Below are 15,761 nucleotides of genomic sequence, written 5' to 3' on the forward strand. Positions count from 1 at the left end.
TTCTTATCACTTGTGGAATAAAGTTACCATTTTAAGTCCATATATTACTACCTTTACTTTTTGCAAGGTAGTCAGATCCCTTGCTTACTCATGAATTCTACCTCTTCTGGTTATAGTAAAAAAGAAAATAACGAAGGAGGTACATTCCATGAAAAGTTCAAAGGAGTTTGTTGAAAGCATTCAAGAGCAGCAAAAAAAGGAAGAAGGCAATATGCGCCGTCAAGGCAATGGGAATCCCGCTCAGAAATTACCGAATAAAAAACATTAATGAAGCCCTTCTTCAAAAGATCCCAGCCTTAAATTTCAGGCTGGGATTCCTTTCACTCCGATGCACTTTTTTTCTTCTTCATCTCTTCGATTTCTTTAGAAAATGTTTCTTCTATCTCTTTTTTATTTCCATATAAAAAGAGGTTATCCCCTAATTTAATTTTATACTCATATAACTCTTTCCTGATCTTCACTTCTCCGCTTTCAATAAATAAAATATTGATGTCGGCTCTATCTGAAATGACATCAAATGCTTTGACATCGATGAATTGGGAATCCTCATAAATATCGATCTCCATGACCACGTCTTCCTCTTCTAAAAATAGGACCTCTTCTATCGGGTGTTCCCATAATTCATAATGATTGTACATTTCACTTTTCATCTTATTCGATAATCTATTATTCAGGAATGGAGCTTTCACTAAAACGATCAGTACCACCAGTATCCCTATAATGATGCTTAACTCCATCAAGCGTAAATCATCTGTAAGCAATGTACTAATCGATGAAATGATGACAGCAAGTGAGAATGCACCAAATAAAATTAAGAACATGCTTATTTTCCTTCGAACGGGATGATCAATAATCGATTTTGACTCGTCAGTTGTAAAACCAGTACCCGTCAGCATGGAGATAACCTGAAATCTTGCCACTGTACCTTTTAATCCAGTCAATTTCATCAAGGTAACCGATATTTCAATAACAAGAATAATGATTATAAGATAAAGCAACATAAAAAGTAAATTCATCAACATGATCACTTCCTCATTTATGGTTTACCCCAATCCCGCCAAAAGAAATCGCATTCGTTGTCTTTTCAAGTCTCCACCAATATATCCACTTAATGCAAATAACTGACACCAAAACAAAAAACACAGTAAGATCCCATTGAATCTTACTGTGTTATATTCCTTCATTCTAATCAGGATTCCTTTTTCCGTTCAAATCTTGATTTTCGTAGGAAACTTGATTTCTCAAATGGTCTTCAGCAGAAGTTTTTTTAACAACGGTGTAAATTGCTCTGGCAATTCCGCTACGCTTGGAATCATTAGGCGTTCTTTGCCATAAATGTTTTTCATCGTCATTTCTTCACTTTCTTCGATACCTCCATCGGCTAAAAACAGTCCGATGACTTCTATGCCTTTTTTCCTGGCTTCCGAAACAGCAAGATGTGTATCGACAATGCCATTCTGATCATAATCGGCAGCTGCCGGCTCACCATCGGAAAACACGAGCAAGAAACGGTTTTTTTCGCGTCTTTTTTCCAATTCCATTGCGGCAACCCTGATACTGTATCCGTCCCGGTTGTCTTCCTCAGGTTCAAGCTGCATGATTTTAGCTCCTGAGTTTAGATAAAGAGAATCAGAATGGGATTGGATCACATGGAAGTAGTTTGGCTGATATCCTTCTCTCACTTCATTTGCATCTTCCCAAAATCCCACGATCGAGTGGGGGATCCTTAATTTCTTCAGTACTTCATGAAACAGGACCACCCCTCGTTTCGTTTCATCCATCTTGTTATGCATGGACGCCGAGCAATCGATAAGCAATGTGAATACGGCATCCATTTCATTTGAATCCTGGTTCTTTTTATAAAAAACCCGAGGATTCTCTTCAAATACAAGCGGCAGTAATTTCTTTGATAAACGGCCAAAAACCAAATCTTTTCTTGGAGCGTTCTTTTTATTTTCCAGTGTTTTTTCAATTGTACTGGAGAGTTTTCTCTTAAACGGTTCGATATCCGCAACAAACTCACGGTAGCGCTTCTCTTCCGTTAGTGTTGGAATTTTTGCTTCCTTGATTACCTGAACGACGTCTTTATTTTCTTCACCAAATGGATGTTCACCGCTTTTGCCCATATTGGTTTGTTTCTTCTCCAGCGTTTCCTGCTGATTGTATTCCTTTTGTTGACTTTCCCCTGATGAACCTTGGATTGAAGCCAGAGCTTGGTCGGCATCTTCCGCTTCCCGGGCACCGCCGCCCATCAGACTTGTTTTCGTTCCCTGCTCCAATTCAAATTGAAGAAATGTCGAATTACTCTCGCCGTTCTTATTCTCCCGGTGCCAAGTCGAGAATTTTTCATCAATGAACTCACTTTCTTCGTCTGCATCTTCTGTATCATCGTTCAACAGTTCATCATTTCTAGTCAGTTCATCAAATAAGGTATTTGCCTTATACTTTTCCACATTTGCAATGGGGAAGATGAAATACTCATTCATCGTATCCTCGTATCCATCGTTCACACGGAAAACGATTTGCTCGCAAATCCTAGTTATATCACTGGTTTTAGTGGCTTCATAGACGGAATGGATGAACGGTTTGAGTTTCTCCAGCTCTTCAAGCTGCCTTACATTGGCTCTTGGAAAAATAGGATCCGGCCTGTCAGATTGAAGCAGTAAATATATGAGGCAGTATAATTCATCCAGTGCAAAACTTCTTGTGACATTCGTCGCCAATTGGCTTTCAAAATATTGTTTAAGGTAAGCTCCCCTTACCGAAAACCATTTTTTCGTGCCTGGCCTTTCTTTCTTCACCAATTCTTCCAATCTTAAATCTTCCAGTAAAGCGAATAATTGGGCTGCAAACTTCGGAAGTGAACTTTCCCCGATGCTATCCTGGTACTCCTTCATGCTCTGGATTGTGGTATGATGCAGCGTACCTATCGTTCTAAGGAGCACGTCCGTTTTCAGTCCCGCTTCCTTCACTTCCTTATTTCCATTTTCCCAAAAATGGCTGGCTGTGACCTTATTCTCAATCAAATCAATGAAGGAGCCATAATTGTATTCGAATTCCAGCTCAGGAATGCCGGATAAAACAGTCGAGAGATCCTGCAGCTGTAAAAAAAGAGCCGTATCTATTATTGAATCATTGAACCGAATATACTTCATGAGGCATTCTCCTAGTTAGAATAATGTGTCAGCCAAGTTCTTTACAAACTCACGCTCACGCTCCTCGTCCAACTTATCCACAATGGAACGAAGAATTGCCCGTTTCGGAGGGATCAACACACTCAGATCGCAAGCATCAAGCAAAGCCCTGATTGATGCCGCATCTTCAGCCACCTTCCCTTGATTCACGGCATTTATCAAATCACTCGACAGTTTAACGAACAAATTGATACTTCTTGGGTCCTTCAACTTTGTATTGGATTCTATCAATTGCTTTAGCTGATCCCCTTCGATATAAGGAACTTCAATTACGACAAACCTATTTTTTAGCGCTTCATTCAGCGGCACTGTACCGACATACCCTTCGTTGATTGCAGCAATCACATTAAAGCCTTCTTTTGCCGTTATGACTTCATTCGTGAACGGATTCGTTATCGTCCTTCTGTAATCAAGCACACCGTTGATAAGCGGCAGAGTTTCCGGTTTTGCCATGTTGATTTCATCTATATATAGGAAGTGACCGTGATTCATCGAATTGGTCACAGGTCCAGGTACGAATTCTATCACCTGTTTTTCCTCTTTGTAAGCCAACGTCTTGAAGCCCAGTAAGCTCTCGGCATCCAAGTCGACTGAGCAGTTGACACTGAACATCGGCTGGTTGAATAAATTCGATAATGTCTCGGCAAACTTTGTCTTTCCAGCCCCTGTCGGACCCTTCAAAAGGATATTCTTCCCCATGCTTAAGGCCGTGATGGCATCCACCATCAACTCCATCTCGGGAGGCAGATATCCGCCGCTCCTGATCAATTCCTCAAATTGAGCTGGATTCTTTTTGCTTGCTTGTAATATATTTGCGATTTCTATTGGTAATTCATTGTTCATTGTATTCCTACACCCCTTTCTGAACATTTTAAGGCTCTTTCCCATTAAAAACAAACACTAAGAAAAGGAGCTGTCGCCAAGACAGCTCCCAGCCTGTAGTAAACTTGAAGTAAAGCGAGTTTGCCTGCAGTTTTTTTATGCAAAAGACGTTCCAGTTGATTTCAGAAATCCGCTCCCTTTCCGCCAACTGTCTGCCAAGCCTCATGTCTCGGCTAGCCAGTTATTCGGCAGGAGTGTCGCAAATTTCTTCATTCCAATAAGGATTATAGTAAAAAAACATTAAAGACTATCCCGAACCCACTTTTGTAGATAAAATAAGGAGCTGTCATCAAGACAGCTCCTTTCAAGATTGATGTATAGTGAACGATATCCCTTAATAAGCTTCCTTAGGGTCGCCTTTCAATAGGTATATCATATAGCCCAATACACCGCCGATGATGGCAGGAATCACCCATCCCACTCCTACATTATATAGTGGAAGGTATTGAGTGAATAGAACCGAAACAGCTTCCATTTTAATGCCTGATGCCACTATTCCATCCATTATGCTGATGATGGCCGTTAATAATAAGCTTCCTAAATATACCTCCGATTTCCCTTTGAATAAGGAATGGAAGAACGTAAGAACAATCAAAACGATCGCCACGGGATAAAGCGCCGTTAACACAGGCACTGTAATGGAAATGAGCTTGGTCAAACCTACATTGGCAACAGCCGCACTGAAAACGGAGAAGATGACGACATATGATTTATACGATACGGCAGGCAGTATTTTATTGAAATACGTAGCACAAGCCGTTATCAAACCGATGCTTGTCGTCAGGCAAGCAGCGATCACAATCAACCCTAACAACACGGCACCAGCCGGTCCGAAAAAATGATTCGAGGCTTGGGCCAAAACATCTCCGCCATTACCCAGTTGACCGAGCTTTTCCACACTTGTTGCCCCGACATAAGTTATGGACGCGTAAACGATCACCAACAAGGTGGCAGCTATTAAGCCGGCTTTCATACAGAAGCCTAACACTTCTTTTCTTGATGTTATCCCTTTATCCTTGATCGCGTTGATGACTATGATCCCAAATGCAAATCCGGCCAGCGTATCCATGGTCAAATATCCTTCTTTAAATCCCTTGAAGAAAGAATTATCAGAATAATCTGCCGCTGGTGACTGGATTTCACCCATTGGGTTAATAATGGCCACCACAATGAGAATCCCGATGAAAATCAATAATAGCGGTGTTAATATTTTTCCGACGATATCCAGCATTTTTGATGGATTGATGGATAATAAACAGGCAATTCCAAAGTATATGATTGTGAAGATCAGCAATGGTAAAAAACCGACATCATTAGATAGAAAAGGTTTAATCCCTATTTCATAGGATACGCTCCCCGTTCTTGGAAGCGCGAAAAGCGGTCCCAAAGATAAATAAAGAACGACTGTGAAAATGATGCCGAATAACGGGTGTGCCCTGCTTGCAAGTGATTGAACATCATTTTTTCCCGAAAAACCAAATGCCAATATTGTAATGAATGGCAGTCCAACACCAGTAATGATGAATCCTAAACTGGCCGACCATAAATTGGTTCCCGCGGATTGACCGAGCATGGCAGGAAAAATTAAGTTTCCTGCACCAAAAAATAAAGCAAAAAGCATTAATCCTGTTACAATGACAAAAGACAGCGGTGCTTTCTGTGACATATAGAGCCCTCCATTGTTTTGTAATTATCTTAACGAAGAAAAGAGTTGTCCATCAATTTCCGGTAAAAAAAGTGACATGAACTTCGAACCATTCTACTTATCTGTTAAAATGGGCCTTCATGAAACTATGAATCATCCATAACTCTTCTTACTATAAAATCCGGCGGAACGTTTGTCAAAGCTATTTCATTAATTATTCGGAAAAATCTTTCTTTTCTTACTTCTTTTCATGAAAACGAGAGAGGCATTTAGATTCAACAGAAAAGTTGAGTAAAAAGTACTGCAATTTATTTTGCAGGAAAAACATTTTAATATTTAACCAAACTATAAAAACCAAGAATATAGGAGGTAAACATGAATACTGAAAAAGAAAAGATGGTGAGCGGGAAACCTTACATGGCCGCTGATCCGGAATTAATCAGAGATAGGGAAAATGCCAGAAAGTTGACCCGGTTATACAATCAGACAACGGAAAGTGAAGGGGACGAACGAACTGCACTGCTGAAACGGCTTTTAGGTTCCACTGGGCTAAATGTATATATTGAACCCACTTTCCGTTGTGACTATGGATACAACATATCTGTCGGGGAAAACTTTTATTCTAATTTTGATTGTGTCATTTTGGATGTTTGTGAAGTGAAAATTGGCAGGGACTGCATGTTGGCTCCCGGAGTGCATATCTATACAGCCACACATCCGCTGGATCCCTTTGAACGCAGTTCTGGAGTGGAATACGGAAAACCGGTTACGATAGGGGATCATGTATGGATTGGCGGAGGGGCCATCATCAATCCGGGTGTAACTATCGGGAATCATTCCGTCGTAGCTTCAGGGGCCGTCGTAACAAAGGATGTTCCTGAAGGCGTTGTTGTCGGTGGAAACCCAGCGAAGGTCATCAAGCATATTGAAGGAATTAAATAAGCAGAGCCCACTCCCCCTGAGTGGCTCTGCCTCCTTTTTTTCGTTAAATTCTCCTCAATGCTTCCGCGATTGCAGTATCACCAGATATTAAATCAAATGAGCGCTTATAGGTATTTTCTTCGGTCAATGACGCAAGAATCGTTCGAGCCACATCTTCACGGGCAATCGAACCTCTCTCCAATTCTATGGCGGCGTTCACTTTGCCCGTCCCCGGTTCGTTCACCAGACCGCCAGGCCTAATGATCGTATAAGTTAAATCGCTTTGTAACAATGCCCTATCCGCATAGTGCTTGGCCACATAATACGGTTTGATTGCTTCACTCCAGTTTTCGCGATTATTGGCCTGAAAAGCACTCACCATGATGAATCGGTTGATTCCCAAGTTTTCTGCCGCTTCAATCGTTTTAACAGCACCATCCAGATCAATCAATAGCGTTTGATCAGCGCCGGTGCTTCCTCCGGACCCTGCTGTAAACACGATGGCATCACAGCCTTTTGCCGCATTCATAATCTCTTCCACTGATCCAGTTAAACTGACGACGACAGATTCAATTCCATTTTTCTCTAAATACTTACTTTGTTCTTCTTTACGAACCATTGCCCGTACACTATGATCCGGGCTATCTTTTAATAAATCTACAAGATGTTTACCGATCTGCCCATTTGCCCCAACTACGAATACTTTCATAAAGTCAGCTCCCATAATGGTTAGTTTGGTTTCCATTCAAATTATTTCATGGACTCAGAACATTATCAAACAATCAGCCCGTCTATTCATCTTTAACATTGGAAAAAGTTTGGCAACCACACTTATATATTTTATAATAATGACAATACGTGTTCTTCAGAAACACAAAGGGGAGGTGTAAAGATGGCAATAAGAATGTTAATGCCACCTTCTGCAGCGTCTCATGCAAAGCCTAGTATTGGAGGCGATACTTTGCATGGGGTTGAATTAAGCTAAACTTAATCGCCCGCCTTATCATTTCTAATATTCGGCTTTGCACCTTATTTCATTCTAAAATAAGAATAAGGGGCTGGCAGAAATGAAATATGTAAAAGCGACGGCCGTTTTGCCTGAAAAGCTGATCGTTGAAATTCAAAAATATGTGCAAGGTGAAACCATATATATTCCTAAACCTGAAAAGGCCCATCACAAATGGGGAACCCGTTCGGGATCAAGGGAATTGATCGATGACCGAAATGCCTCTATAAAATATGCATTCAAAGACGGTCATACCATCCACCAATTAGCCGAGGAACATTTTCTCTCCGCGGAAACCATCAAGAAAATCGTTTATTCTAAATAGAATTGCAGGATTAGCACTGATAATGATATCAGTGCTATTCGTATGCCGAGTATGTTTCTTAGTCGTTTTCCCCCTTTTAAAGCAGATGCGATTTCTGTAAAGTAAAGAGAAACGGTATCATGTGACAAGTAACGAGCAACAGAAACAGGAGTGAAGAAAATGGAACCTTTTATCAGGAGCGAGCAGTATAACTTTATAAAATCCCAAACACAGATTCTCATAAATGGACACGCGACTGCCAACGATAAGGATGTGATCAACACCCTGAAAACAGTCGCCAAAGAACGAGTATTAAGCTTATTCAGTGACTTGTGCGAAGAGCAAAAACAACTGCTGGATCCAGTAGATACCATTAAAGATCCCGCACAAGCCGAAGTTTTTCTCTCACAGGTAAAGCCATTTGTGATCCCATTTAAAGAAGTAACCGAAAAAACGATAAAAAAATTATTTCCTAAAGCAAAGAAATTAAAAACCCCTTTGTTGGAAAATATCGATTTGAGAGAGATTTCATACTTGGGTTGGGATGATGTCGGATCCGGAAAGAAATTCATCATTGCACCCCATCATAATAAACTCACCGGATTGCATGGAACCATTAAACCTGCCAACAAAAAAGGGATCTGTGCCATATGCAGCCGCTTTGAAGAAGTAGGGATGTTCATGTCTGAAACAAAAGGAACCGTCCAAGGGACATTCATAAAAAAAGGGAATTATATTTGTCTGGACAGTATGAAATGCAACCAGAACATAACCACTTTGGATAAAATGACCGATCTGATCGAGCGGCTGAAATAACACGAAAAAACAATCCTTCAATGGCGAAGGATTGCTTTTTGTTTATTGTTAAGCACCGAAGCCTTAAGTTAATAATTTCTCATTTTGCCCTGCTTATAGAATTCAAGTATAATTGAAGCGATACATGAAAGAAGGAATGATAGATTGAAAAGCAAAATGAATCAATTGTTTGAAGACCAAAAAAATGTTCATGTGCTATATTCCTATAACGAAATGGAAAATTACATTAAACAAGTTTTAAGTTATATCCAAGATGGCATCGCGGCGGGAGATTATGTCATACTTGTTGAAAATGACCGTATTTACCCCATTATCCATAAAGAACTAAGCACTCGGTTAACGAACGATCAAATGGAGCTCCTTCACTTTGTGAACAACTTCGATTTCTATTGCTCAAGCGGCAGTTATCATCCTCCTGCAATCGAAGAATACTTCAATAAAATGGTACAGCCCTATGTGGAAAATAAAATCTCTTTCCGATCATGGGCACATGTGGAATGGGCAACCCTGGAAGAGCCGCTGCACATCATAGAAGAATTTGAGAGAACAGTAGATGAAGCTGTAAATCAGCTTTCTTTCCCATTAATTTGTGCGTACAAAAGTGAGAGAATGCCAGACTATCTCAAAACCATATTGTTGGAAACACATCCTTATATCCTAAAAGACGATGATATCATCATCTGTGAACAATACTTGCCACCTAGTTTGAAATAATAATAAACAACACGCTTAGGAATCTCCTAAGCGTGTTGTTTTCCGTTGCATTATTGAAAGTTTTTGGGTTAGTTACTCTTTGAGTTTCGGCGTTTTACTCGTGAGTTTCCACCATTTACTCGTGAATTTTGTCGTTTTACTCGTGAATTCGGATCATTTACTCGTGAGTACCACATTCCTCACTACAAAAAAAGAAGCACCATAATGGCACTTCCTTTTTTTGCAATTAAGGCAATACCGATGCGCCCATCAAGTAGCGGTCCACTTCTCGCGCTACTTCACGGCCTTCATTGATTGCCCAAACGATGAGGCTTTGCCCTCTCCTTGCATCTCCGGCAGCGAAAACTCCTTCGACATTGGTTCTGTAATCGCCATAAACGGCATCAATTTTTTGATTTACTGTCTCTACGCCAAATTGAGCTAATAGCGGCATTTCCGTTCCTTCAAATCCGATTGCGATGAAAACGAATTGTGCAGGCCATACTTTTTCAGTTCCTGGAACTTCCCTGAAAATGTACATTCCGTCATCGCCTTTGATTTTTTCCATTGAGATTGTGTGCAATTCTTTAACGTTGCCATTTTCATCGGCTACAATCTTCTTTGTTTGGATTGAGTATTGACGCGGATCTGCACCGAATTTCGCTTCCGCTTCTTCATATGCATAATCAAGGGAAAACACATTCGGGTAGGCTGGCCACATATTATCAGATGTACGGGCCGTCGGAAGGATTGGATGCTTCCCGAATTGTACGACGCTCTTACATTCCTGACGAAGGGCAGTTGCGACACAGTCAGCTCCTGTATCCCCGCCGCCGATGACGATGACGTCCTTCCCCTTTGTGTCTATGAACTTGCCGTCTTCAAAATTGGAGTCCAACAGGCTTTTAGTCGAAGTCGTCAAGTAATCCATTGCAAGGTGAATGCCTTCTGCCCCGCGGCCTTCAATTACCAGGTCACGCTGCTTTTGGGCACCTGTGCAAAGGATGACTGCATCATATTGATCTTGCAGTTCTTCGGCTGTTATATCTTTGCCCACTTCTGTATTGGTAATGAAATCGATGCCTTCCTGGGTCAATAATTTGATTCGGCGTGCAACGACATCTTTTTCAAGTTTCATGTTCGGGATACCGTATGTCAACAGCCCGCCTGCACGGTCTGAGCGCTCATAAACCGTGACCGAATGACCCGCTTGATTCAACTGGTCTGCACTCGCCAATCCTGCCGGGCCTGAACCGATGATAGCAATTTTCTTGCCGGTCCTGCTTTCAGGGATGCGAGGCGTTATCCAGCCATTTTCAAATCCTTTATCGATGATGGTCCGTTCAATGTTTTTGATGGTAACGGCAGGATCGCTTATCGCCACCGTACAAGACCCTTCACAAGGAGCCGGGCAGACACGCCCGGTGAATTCAGGGAAATTATTCGTTTTCGATAAACGGTCCAATGCTTCTTTCCATCTGCCGCGGTACACCAAATCATTCCACTCCGGAATCAGATTATGAATCGGACAGCCCGTTGTGACTCGGTTCAATTCCATGCCCATATGGCAGAAAGGGGTGGCGCAGTCCATACACCGCGCTCCCTGTGTACTTAACTTTTCATCAGAGAAAGGAGCTGTATACTCTCTCCAGTCGTTTAAACGAGTGAGAGGATTCCGGTCTTTTGGTTTTTCTCGCGGATAATCCATAAATCCTGTTGCTTTTCCCATCTTTCTCTCCCCTTCCTTACTGCATCACAGCTTGTTTAGTGATTTTTTTATCTTGAACGGCATTTGCTTGAAATGCACTCATGATCGCTTCTTCATCCGTCAGCCCTGCACGCTTCTGCTCATTGATGCTTTTGATCATCCGTTTGTAATCTTTCGGAATGACTTTTACAAATTTCTTAGCGAAATCCTCCCAGTTCTCCAGTACATACGATGCTTTGGCACTTTCTGTATAATGAAGGTGGCTGTAAAGCATTTCTTTTACCTCGTTTGCATCATCCATATTATCAAGCGTCTCGAATTCTATCATTTCACCATTGCATAATGCCTTGAATTCTTCCGCATCATCAGCAAGTACATAAGCGATGCCGCCTGACATGCCTGCCGCAAAGTTTTTGCCGACGTCGCCCAGAATGACCACGCGTCCGCCTGTCATATACTCACAGCCATGGTCTCCAATTCCTTCAACGACGACATTGACTCCACTGTTCCGTACAGCAAATCGTTCTCCCGCACGGCCATTAATGTAGGCCTCGCCGCTTGTTGCACCGTATAAGGCGATATTTCCGGCAATTACATTGTCCCCGGCCTCGATTTGATTGTCAGAAGGTGCCATGACAATGATTTTTCCGCCAGATAAGCCTTTCCCAACATAGTCATTGACATCACCTGTCAAATACATCGACATCCCTTTTGGAATGAACGCACCGAAGCTCTGGCCCGCCGATCCTGTAAAACGAAGTGTGATCGTATCTTCAGGCAACCCTTCTTCACCATAGCGTTTGGATACTTCACTGCCGACAATCGTTCCGACCACACGGTTCACGTTTGTAATCGGGAAGCTGATATCCACCTGGGTTTGATCATTTAAAGCAGGCTCCACAACAGGTAAAATCTCACGGATATCCAAGGATTCTTCTATTTTATGGTTTTGAGGAAGTTGATACGTACGTATCCCCTCCGGTTGGAAAAGTAGTGTCGTCAAGTCCAGATGTTTCGCTTTCCAATGGTTTTGTGCCCGCTCGCTCACTTGTAAAACGTCAGTGCGGCCGACCATTTCTTCCAGTGTTCTAAAACCAAGCTCAGCCATCGTTTCCCGAACTTCCTCAGCGATGAAGCGCATGAAATTCACGACATGATCCGGATCTCCAGTGAATTTGCTGCGAAGCTCAGGGTTTTGAGTAGCTACCCCGACAGGACATGTATCCAAATGGCAAGCACGCATCATCACACAGCCAAGGACCACAAGCGGTGCTGTAGCAAAGCCGAATTCTTCCGCTCCAAGGATAGCTGCCATGACCACATCGCGTCCCGTCATTAATTTTCCATCCGTTTCAAGGACTACACGGCTGCGCAGGCCATTCAGCATCAATGTTTGGTGTGCTTCGGCAAGTCCCAGCTCCCAAGGAAGACCAGTATGTTTGATACTCGTTTTTGGTGATGCACCCGTACCGCCATCATACCCGCTGATAACGATGACATCTGCGGCTCCTTTGGCCACACCGGCTGCAATCGTGCCTACGCCCGCTTTTGACACAAGCTTGACGCTGATTCTGGCATCACGGTTCGCATTTTTCAAATCATGGATCAGCTGTGCCAGATCTTCAATCGAATAGATATCATGATGCGGAGGCGGTGAAATCAGGCCGACACCCGGTGTGGAACCACGGACCTCTGCGACCCAAGGGTATACTTTGTTTCCAGGCAGCTGGCCGCCTTCACCCGGCTTTGCACCTTGCGCCATTTTGATTTGAAGTTCATCGGCATTAACAAGGTAATGGCTTTTCACTCCAAAACGACCGGACGCAATTTGTTTAATTCCGCTGCGGCGGTCATCGCCGTTTTCATCCAGTTGGTAACGGCTAGGGTGCTCCCCGCCTTCACCGCTATTGCTTTTTCCCCCTAAACGGTTCATCGCAATCGCTAATGTTTCATGTGCTTCCTGACTCAAAGAACCGAATGACATCGCACCGGTTTTGAATCGGCTGACGATGGATTCCACGGATTCCACTTCATCTATTGAAATGCTTTGGCGTTTTTGATCGAACGAGAATAAATTACGTAAAAACCCGAGTCTCTCTTCATTCGCCAAGTTGGAATATTGCTTAAATAAATTATAATCGCCTTTCCGGCAGGCCCATTGCAGTATATGGATCGTTTTCGGATTGAAAGCATGATGTTCCCCTGTTTTTCTCCATTGAAAATCACTTCCGCTTTCAAGAGTTTGGTCAAGTGAATCTGCAGCAGCTTTTCTATGGCGAATCAACGCTTCATCTGCTATTGTTTTCAAATCGATCCCACTAAGCTGCGATGCCGTACCGCTGAAATAGCGTTCAATCACATCAGCACCGATTCCGACCGCTTCGAAAATTTGCGCTCCGCGATAACTTTGAATCGTTGAAATCCCCATTTTCGACATCACTTTCACGATGCCTTCCGTCAACGAGCGTACATATTTCCTCACCGTTTCTTCGTAGCTGATGGCCAAACTGCCTTCCAATACCGCCTGCTTATATGTTTCATAAGCAAGGTACGGGTAAATCGCATCCACTCCATACCCGATCAGGGACGCATAATGATGGACTTCCCTTGCTTCCCCCGATTCAACGATAATGCTCACTTTCGTACGGTTCCCATGACGAATCAGCTCTTGATGAAGGGCGCTCGCAGCCAGCAGGGAAGGAATCGCAGCCTTTTCCTTGCTCATATCCTTGTCAGATAAAATCAAAAGGCTGATACCATCAGCGATTGCTTGTTCCGCTTCACGGCAGATGCGATCAAGTCCGCTCTCTAAATCTTCTGAAAATAAAGTGTGAATGACTTTGCTCCTGAATTCAGGATAGGCGTTTTCTTTCAACTGCTGCATTTGACCTGGCGTCAAAACAGGTGAATCCAATTGAATGCGGCGGCTGTTCGTTTCATCCGGTTTCAGCAAATCTCCTTCCGCACCGAGGAATGTCATCGTTGACGTGACGATCTGTTCACGAAGCGAATCGATTGGCGGGTTGGTTACCTGTGCAAAGGATTGCTTGAAATAGTTGAATAGCGATTGCGGGCGATCTGATAAGACCGCTAACGGAATGTCATTCCCCATGCTGCCCAGTGGATCTTTTCCTTCGTTAATGACCGGCAGTAAATACTTTTGGACATCTTCATACGTGTATCCAAACGCTTTTTGCCTGAATAACAAATCACTCAATGGCTCCCCTTCGAGCACAGGTTCTTCGTCACTTAATTGTACAAGCTGTTCGTCCAGCCATTGCTGGTATGGATTTTCCTGAGCCATTTCCGACTTGATCTCTTCATCGGAAACAATACGGCCTTCCTCTAAATCTATTAAAAGCATTCTGCCTGGGCTTAAACGATCTTTATATAATACATTCTCCGGCTCCACATCGATCACGCCGACTTCAGAGGAGAAAATGATGTAATCATCTTTTGTCACATAATACCTTGCCGGCCTTAAACCATTTCGATCCAGGATGGCACCGATTTGCTTGCCATTCGTAAAGGATATGGCCGTCGGACCATCCCATGGCTCCATGAGCATGCTATGATATTCGTAAAATGCCTTCTTTTCCTTCGTCATATGCGGATTTTCCGTCCACGGTTCGGGGATGAGCATCATCGCCGCATGTGCCGGTTTACGCCCGGCAAGCACGAAGAATTCAAGTGCATTATCAAGAATCGAGGAATCACTGCCGTCTATATCCAGAATAGGCAGTACCTTTTGCAGGTCATCCCCGAATGCTTCCGAAACAAACTGCTGCTCACGCGCTTTCATCCAATTCACATTACCTCTAAGCGTATTGATTTCTCCATTATGGATCAGGTAACGGTTTGGATGTGCCCGTTCCCAACTAGGAAAAGTATTCGTGCTGAAGCGGGAATGCACTAAAGCGAATGCCGAAACGAAGGACTCCTGTTGAAGGTCAAGATAAAAAGCATCCACCTGCTCAGGCGTCAACAATCCTTTGTAAACGATCGTAGCACTTGAAAGGCTGGCAAAATAAAAACGGTTGCCGCGTTCACGAGCCCAGTTTTCAGCTTGTTTTCTGATAATGAACAATTTACGCTCAAAAGCTAAATCATCAGTCATCCCTTCGCTTGCCCCGATGAATACTTGGCGAATCGTCGGACATGTCTCCTTGCCGACCTCCCCGATTTTCGTTGCATCAACAGGAACCGTTCTCCAGCCTAATAACGTTTGGCCTTCTTGTTCGATAAATGCATTCAAACGAGCTTCGATTTCATTCCGTTCATCATCATTGTTAGAGAAAAAGAGCATGCCTACACCATAGCGTCCTTTTGCCGGCAAGTTCATTTCCGGGCATGCCAGCCTGAAATATTCATCAGGAATCTGTACCATTAATCCTGCGCCATCTCCTGTAAGGGGATCGCTGCCTTGTCCGCCGCGATGATCTAACTGGCACAGCATATTCAGTCCTTGTTTGACGATGTCATGTGTAGCAAGCCCTTTTAAATGAGCGTATAAACCGATCCCACATGCATCATGTTCAAATTCAGGATGGTAGAGCCCTTGTGCTTTTGGTATTTGATTGTATGTCATATTA

General features: G+C 43.0%; 12 protein-coding genes. 5 read left to right on the forward strand and 7 right to left on the reverse strand.

Going from position 1 to position 15,761, the window contains the following annotated elements:
• Positions 1-148: 148 nt before the first annotated feature.
• Positions 149-268 (forward strand): DUF4023 family protein, encoded by a 120-nt coding sequence (locus tag ACIQZD_RS22325; protein WP_048686276.1) that lies wholly within the window; start codon positions 149-151, stop codon positions 266-268.
• Positions 269-320: 52 nt separating this feature from the next.
• Here ACIQZD_RS22325 and ACIQZD_RS22330 read toward each other — a convergent pair whose 3' ends face one another.
• The 4 genes from ACIQZD_RS22330 to brnQ form a co-directional block, all read right to left on the reverse strand.
• Positions 321-1,022 carry a hypothetical protein gene (locus ACIQZD_RS22330; protein ID WP_402906519.1) on the reverse strand — a complete coding sequence of 234 codons (702 nt, stop codon included), beginning with the start codon at positions 1,020-1,022 and terminating at the stop codon, positions 321-323.
• A 219-nt stretch (positions 1,023-1,241) separates the two neighbouring features.
• Positions 1,242-3,155 carry a vWA domain-containing protein gene (locus ACIQZD_RS22335; protein ID WP_402906521.1) on the reverse strand — a complete coding sequence of 638 codons (1,914 nt, stop codon included), beginning with the start codon at positions 3,153-3,155 and terminating at the stop codon, positions 1,242-1,244.
• A gap of 15 nt (positions 3,156-3,170) precedes the next feature.
• Positions 3,171-4,037 carry an ATP-binding protein gene (locus tag ACIQZD_RS22340; protein WP_402906523.1) on the reverse strand — a complete coding sequence of 289 codons (867 nt, stop codon included), beginning with the start codon at positions 4,035-4,037 and terminating at the stop codon, positions 3,171-3,173.
• 373 nt (positions 4,038-4,410) lie between these two features.
• A complete protein-coding gene (gene brnQ / locus ACIQZD_RS22345) occupies positions 4,411-5,742 on the reverse strand; it encodes a branched-chain amino acid transport system II carrier protein (protein ID WP_402906525.1) in 1,332 nt (443 codons plus the stop codon).
• A gap of 354 nt (positions 5,743-6,096) precedes the next feature.
• Between brnQ and ACIQZD_RS22350 the strand changes: the two genes are divergently transcribed.
• Positions 6,097-6,663 (forward strand): sugar O-acetyltransferase, encoded by a 567-nt coding sequence (locus ACIQZD_RS22350; RefSeq protein ID WP_402906527.1) that lies wholly within the window; start codon positions 6,097-6,099, stop codon positions 6,661-6,663.
• A 43-nt stretch (positions 6,664-6,706) separates the two neighbouring features.
• On the opposite strand, the gene ACIQZD_RS22355 is transcribed toward ACIQZD_RS22350, so the two are convergent.
• On the reverse strand, positions 6,707-7,351 hold the full coding sequence (locus ACIQZD_RS22355; RefSeq protein WP_402906529.1) for an SDR family oxidoreductase: 645 nt from the start codon (positions 7,349-7,351) through the stop codon (positions 6,707-6,709).
• Between the two features lie 358 nt (positions 7,352-7,709).
• Here ACIQZD_RS22355 and ACIQZD_RS22360 point away from each other — a divergent pair, with 358 nt between their 5' ends.
• The 3 genes from ACIQZD_RS22360 to ACIQZD_RS22370 all read left to right on the forward strand — a co-directional run bounded on the left by ACIQZD_RS22360 (position 7,710) and on the right by ACIQZD_RS22370 (position 9,482).
• Positions 7,710-7,973: a CD3324 family protein gene (locus ACIQZD_RS22360; RefSeq protein ID WP_101225543.1), complete on the forward strand. Its 264-nt coding sequence runs from the start codon at positions 7,710-7,712 to the stop codon at positions 7,971-7,973.
• A 159-nt stretch (positions 7,974-8,132) separates the two neighbouring features.
• Positions 8,133-8,768, forward strand: coding sequence for a FusB/FusC family EF-G-binding protein (locus tag ACIQZD_RS22365; protein WP_402906532.1), 636 nt, complete (start codon positions 8,133-8,135; stop codon positions 8,766-8,768).
• Positions 8,769-8,912: 144 nt separating this feature from the next.
• The gene (locus ACIQZD_RS22370; protein WP_402906534.1) at positions 8,913-9,482 is read left to right on the forward strand and encodes an MEDS domain-containing protein; all 570 of its coding nucleotides are present in this window, start codon (positions 8,913-8,915) and stop codon (positions 9,480-9,482) included.
• Positions 9,483-9,708: 226 nt separating this feature from the next.
• On the opposite strand, the gene gltD is transcribed toward ACIQZD_RS22370, so the two are convergent.
• Together gltD and gltB are read right to left on the reverse strand one after the other, a co-directional pair.
• Complete coding sequence (gene gltD / locus ACIQZD_RS22375) at positions 9,709-11,190, reverse strand: glutamate synthase small subunit (RefSeq protein ID WP_402906536.1); 1,482 nt, start codon at positions 11,188-11,190, stop codon at positions 9,709-9,711.
• Positions 11,191-11,206: 16 nt separating this feature from the next.
• On the reverse strand, positions 11,207-15,757 hold the full coding sequence (gltB, locus tag ACIQZD_RS22380) for a glutamate synthase large subunit (protein ID WP_402906538.1): 4,551 nt from the start codon (positions 15,755-15,757) through the stop codon (positions 11,207-11,209).
• Positions 15,758-15,761 lie beyond the last annotated feature (4 nt).

The organism is Peribacillus sp. NPDC096447 (assembly GCF_044762725.1).
GTDB lineage: Bacteria > Bacillota > Bacilli > Bacillales > DSM-1321 > Peribacillus.

Coding starts and splice junctions, on each gene's coding strand:
- ACIQZD_RS22325 (WP_048686276.1), top strand. CDS start 149: ATGAAAAGTTCAAAGGAGTTTGTTGAAAGCATTCAAGAGCAGCAAAAA.
- ACIQZD_RS22330 (WP_402906519.1), bottom strand. CDS start 1,022: ATGTTGATGAATTTACTTTTTATGTTGCTTTATCTTATAATCATTATT.
- ACIQZD_RS22335 (WP_402906521.1), bottom strand. CDS start 3,155: ATGAAGTATATTCGGTTCAATGATTCAATAATAGATACGGCTCTTTTT.
- ACIQZD_RS22340 (WP_402906523.1), bottom strand. CDS start 4,037: ATGAACAATGAATTACCAATAGAAATCGCAAATATATTACAAGCAAGC.
- brnQ (WP_402906525.1), bottom strand. CDS start 5,742: ATGTCACAGAAAGCACCGCTGTCTTTTGTCATTGTAACAGGATTAATG.
- ACIQZD_RS22350 (WP_402906527.1), top strand. CDS start 6,097: ATGAATACTGAAAAAGAAAAGATGGTGAGCGGGAAACCTTACATGGCC.
- ACIQZD_RS22355 (WP_402906529.1), bottom strand. CDS start 7,351: ATGAAAGTATTCGTAGTTGGGGCAAATGGGCAGATCGGTAAACATCTT.
- ACIQZD_RS22360 (WP_101225543.1), top strand. CDS start 7,710: ATGAAATATGTAAAAGCGACGGCCGTTTTGCCTGAAAAGCTGATCGTT.
- ACIQZD_RS22365 (WP_402906532.1), top strand. CDS start 8,133: ATGGAACCTTTTATCAGGAGCGAGCAGTATAACTTTATAAAATCCCAA.
- gltD (WP_402906536.1), bottom strand. CDS start 11,190: ATGGGAAAAGCAACAGGATTTATGGATTATCCGCGAGAAAAACCAAAA.
- gltB (WP_402906538.1), bottom strand. CDS start 15,757: ATGACATACAATCAAATACCAAAAGCACAAGGGCTCTACCATCCTGAA.